The organism is Methylobacterium sp. W2 (assembly GCF_020662345.1).
GTDB lineage: Bacteria > Pseudomonadota > Alphaproteobacteria > Rhizobiales > Beijerinckiaceae > Methylobacterium.
In genome coordinates this window covers 1-3313 of sequence record NZ_VMOA01000084.1, presented here as the reverse complement: position 1 = coordinate 3313, position 3313 = coordinate 1, and the positions used below count along the sequence as shown (strand labels likewise).

The following is a 3313-nucleotide window of genomic DNA, read 5'->3' as shown; positions in this document are numbered from 1 at the left end:
CTCCGAGAGAGGGGGCGCGGGGAAAGGGGCGGGGCGATCGCTTCACGCGATGGCCCTCGGCGTCATCGGCCCTCGTGGCGGGTGTCCGACAGGCGGCGCAGGATCTCGTCGAACTTCTCCCGCGCCCGCTCGTCGCTGCGGTCGACGCCGCGCGCGATCTCGCTCGCGAGACGGGAGAGGTCTTCGAGCACCCGTGTCCGGCTCTCGATGGCCAAAGCCACGGCGGAATTGGCCTGGGAGGCCCGTTCCAGCGCCGTCGCGGTGGCGCCGGCATCGCCGATGCGGGCCTCCTGGGAGCGGCCCACCTCCCGGTAGAGGTGCAGGCAGGCAAAGCCGAGAAGGGCGGCGACGATCCAGCCCGCGCCCTCCTCCGAGAACAGCAGCCGGGCGGCTTCGAGCGCGATCCTGTCCATGGAACCTCCCTTCCGCTGCCCCGAATCGATTCACCCATCTGCTCGACGGCTGTTTCACTATCTCAAGAGAGTTCGGCATGAGACGCGACGGGTCCGCTCTCCTGGAAGGAGAGGGGACCCGCGCGGCCCGCACGATGAGCGAATTGCGTAACCCACTGCCGGCGGAACGCGGTTCAGGTTGGCGATGCCCGGTCCCGGTCCGCCCGCAGGGCGTCGAGGGCGGGGGGCAGGGTGTTGCCGGTGGTGGCCTCTTCGTCGAGGGGCAGGCTGCGGAACACCTTCTCCGCGAGGCCCTCCGCCCCGCCCGCCGCCGTCACCAGCCAGGCCGGTGCCTGATCCAGCGCCCGCTGGACCGCCCGCGCGATCACCGCCGAACCCACCGGCACCGACAAGGTCCGCCCGCGTACCGCACCGGCGACCGCGTTGACCGCGTAATCGCCGACGTTGCGCACGAGGCGCTCGACCAGGGTGGTCGTGATCAGGACCTGCAACGGCCCGGCGATCCGCGCCAATGCGGCGGTCGCCGCGGTGATCGCGAGCGGCACCAGGAAGGCGGTGATCAGGTGGGCCAGCGCGATCGCGCCGTCGCCCCAGGGCAGGAGGATGGCGGCGTCCGTGGGTGAGGCCATGCAGGGCGAGGCGGCGCAGGAGGAGAGGAGCGCGGCGAGGCCGGCGAGGACGAGGGGCGAGGATGTCATGACGATCTCCGGGATGCGGCAGGGGAGGGGACCGGGTGCTCCGGGTTCAGGCGCGCGCGCCGAACAGGGCTCGGAGCGAGGCCTTGAGGCGCGCCCAGGCACTCGCAGGCGCGGCGCTCCGCTGGGACGGCGCGGACCGCAGCGAGGGCGCGCGGGGAAGGGGGCGGCGCTCGGAACCGATGGCCGGGTTCGGAACGATCCCCGGCCGCTCCTCCGGTCGCTCCCGCACCGGGCCGGCGGGGCGCGGGATCGTTGTCGGATCGGTGGAGCGGGCACGCGGCAGGGAGGTCGCGTAGGGCGTGCGGAACTGGTCGTATTCGGCCCGCCGACGCGGGATCAGGGAAGAGGGCCGGTTCCACATCAGGATCGCTTCGGCGGCGCCCGCCCGGTCCCCGGCCTTCAGGCGCCGCATGACGGTCGAGCGGCGGAACGCGCCCTCGCCGATGTTGAAGCAGAGGGAGACCAGGGCATCGAAGGCATGGTCGGGCAGATCATCGGGCGCCGCCGCCGCGACGGTGCGCACGAAGCGGCCGACATCGCGGGCGAAGAGAGCGTCGCATTCGGCTGCCGTGAGGCGCAGGCCCGGCGTCACCACGGGCGGCCCCGCCGCGCTGGTATGGCCGATGCCGATGGTCCAGATGCCGACGGAATCGCGGTAGGCGTCGAGGCGCCGTCCCTCGCGGGCGACGAGCACGGCACGGCCGATGGCGCTGAGGTCCATGGTTCACTCCGGGGTTGGGAACGGGGAGCGCGTCGTCCGGCGACGCGCGAACCTGGGAGGACGCTGCCTCCCGGGCGGTTCAGGGCATTGCGAGGCCCCAGAACGCCGTGTCAGCGGCGAGGAGGCCGCCCTCGGCGCCGGTGAAATGCGCGAACACCTCCACCGTGTCGCCGGCGGCCAGGGCCAGGGTCGCCGTGAGGGCGAGGGTCGAGACGCCGTCCACGAGACCGGTCACGCCCGCCCGGTGGCGCGGGGACGCCGCGCCGTTGCGGTAGAACCGGGCCTGGAGCGCGGTGGGCGACGCACTGCCGATCCTGCGGTAGGCGAGGCCCGCACCGAACGTGTAGGTGCCGGCCTCGGGAGCGACGAACCGGTTCGTCGCAGGCACGAACGCGCCCTGGTCGTTCACCTCGGCGGTGTTGAACGCGACCCTGGTCCAGGCGCCCGCCGGAATCGTCGCGTCCGCGCTCATGGCGGCTGCGAACCGGGGCAGGTTGGTGAGGCGGGACCAGCGCGTCCCGTTATAGCCCTTGAAGGCGGAGGCGGTGGCGTCGAACAGGATCTGCCCGGGTGCGAGGCCCTGGCTGGGCGTGACGGCGCGGGCGACGAGTTCGAGGGCGCCATTGCCCCTGAACTTGACCACGGACCGGCGGGTGCTGGTGCCGATCTCCGTGGTCTGGAAGTCGACCATGGTGCCCTGCGCCGTGGCCGTGAAATCCTCCTCGGCGAGGCCGTTGAAGGTGACCATGTTGCCGGAGAACCCGCCCGTCGCCTGGTAGCCCCGGCCGAAGAAACCGAAGAACCGGTCTCCGGCGAGGATGCCGGTGGGGGCGGCCGGGGTGCCGCGGGCGATGCGCGTGGTGATGTTGGCCACCGGCGAGCCGGCGCTGTAGCATTCGAGCTGGAGCAGGGCGGAATTCGACGAGCCCGAGACAAAGAGTGGCGCTGTCGGCACCGGGCCGCCCGGCGAAGCGGCCGAACCGAATCCGACGAAGCCGCTACTTGCTTGAGCCCGCCAGGCATGGGCCCAGCTGGTGCCGTCCGCCGAGACCTTCGCCGTCAGGCTGTCGTCGCCGACAAGGCCGATCTCGGCGCGGCCGGAAAAGCCCGTCTGCATGAGGAGCGACAGGACGTTGCCCGCAGACGCCTTGTTCAGGGCCAATCGCAGGTCGCCGTTCCCGCCCTCCGCCGTGGCGCGCGCGGTCCAGAGCGCCTTGTTGAGCTTGGCCGCAAACGGGTTCTCCGCATCCGCATGAGTGCCGAGGCCGAGGAGGGCGAGGTTCCGCAGGGCCGAGATCGTCCCGGCGAGGCCGGTCCAGGCGGTGCCGTCGAAGCGGTAGAAGGCGTCCTCGTCCGCCACATAGGCGAGCCACCCGGCCCTCGGCGCCAGCCCGTCCCAGACCCCGTCGTGGAAATGGACGATGCGGCCGGAGAGCCCGGTCCAGGCGCCGGTGGGCGCGGCGCCGGCGACGAGGTAGCGG

General features: G+C 72.5%; 4 protein-coding genes. All 4 read right to left on the bottom strand.

Annotated elements, in window-relative coordinates; all coding sequences use genetic code 11:
* Positions 1 to 62: 62 nt before the first annotated feature.
* A complete protein-coding gene (locus tag FPV16_RS25780; RefSeq protein ID WP_227441354.1) occupies positions 63 to 413 on the bottom strand; it encodes a hypothetical protein in 351 nt (116 codons plus the stop codon).
* A gap of 173 nt (positions 414 to 586) precedes the next feature.
* Positions 587 to 1111 carry a hypothetical protein gene (locus tag FPV16_RS25775; protein WP_227441353.1) on the bottom strand — a complete coding sequence of 175 codons (525 nt, stop codon included), beginning with the start codon at positions 1109 to 1111 and terminating at the stop codon, positions 587 to 589.
* A 46-nt stretch (positions 1112 to 1157) separates the two neighbouring features.
* Positions 1158 to 1832 carry a lysozyme gene (locus FPV16_RS25770; protein WP_227441352.1) on the bottom strand — a complete coding sequence of 225 codons (675 nt, stop codon included), beginning with the start codon at positions 1830 to 1832 and terminating at the stop codon, positions 1158 to 1160.
* Positions 1833 to 1911: 79 nt separating this feature from the next.
* Positions 1912 to 3313 (bottom strand): DUF2793 domain-containing protein (locus FPV16_RS25765; RefSeq protein ID WP_227441351.1); only part of this gene is annotated, 1402 nt, incomplete at its 5' end.

Excerpts from the sequence above, each read along its gene's own strand:
- FPV16_RS25780 (WP_227441354.1), bottom strand. The coding sequence starts at position 413 with ATGGACAGGATCGCGCTCGAAGCCGCCCGGCTGCTGTTCTCGGAGGAG.
- FPV16_RS25775 (WP_227441353.1), bottom strand. The coding sequence starts at position 1,111 with ATGACATCCTCGCCCCTCGTCCTCGCCGGCCTCGCCGCGCTCCTCTCC.
- FPV16_RS25770 (WP_227441352.1), bottom strand. The coding sequence starts at position 1,832 with ATGGACCTCAGCGCCATCGGCCGTGCCGTGCTCGTCGCCCGCGAGGGA.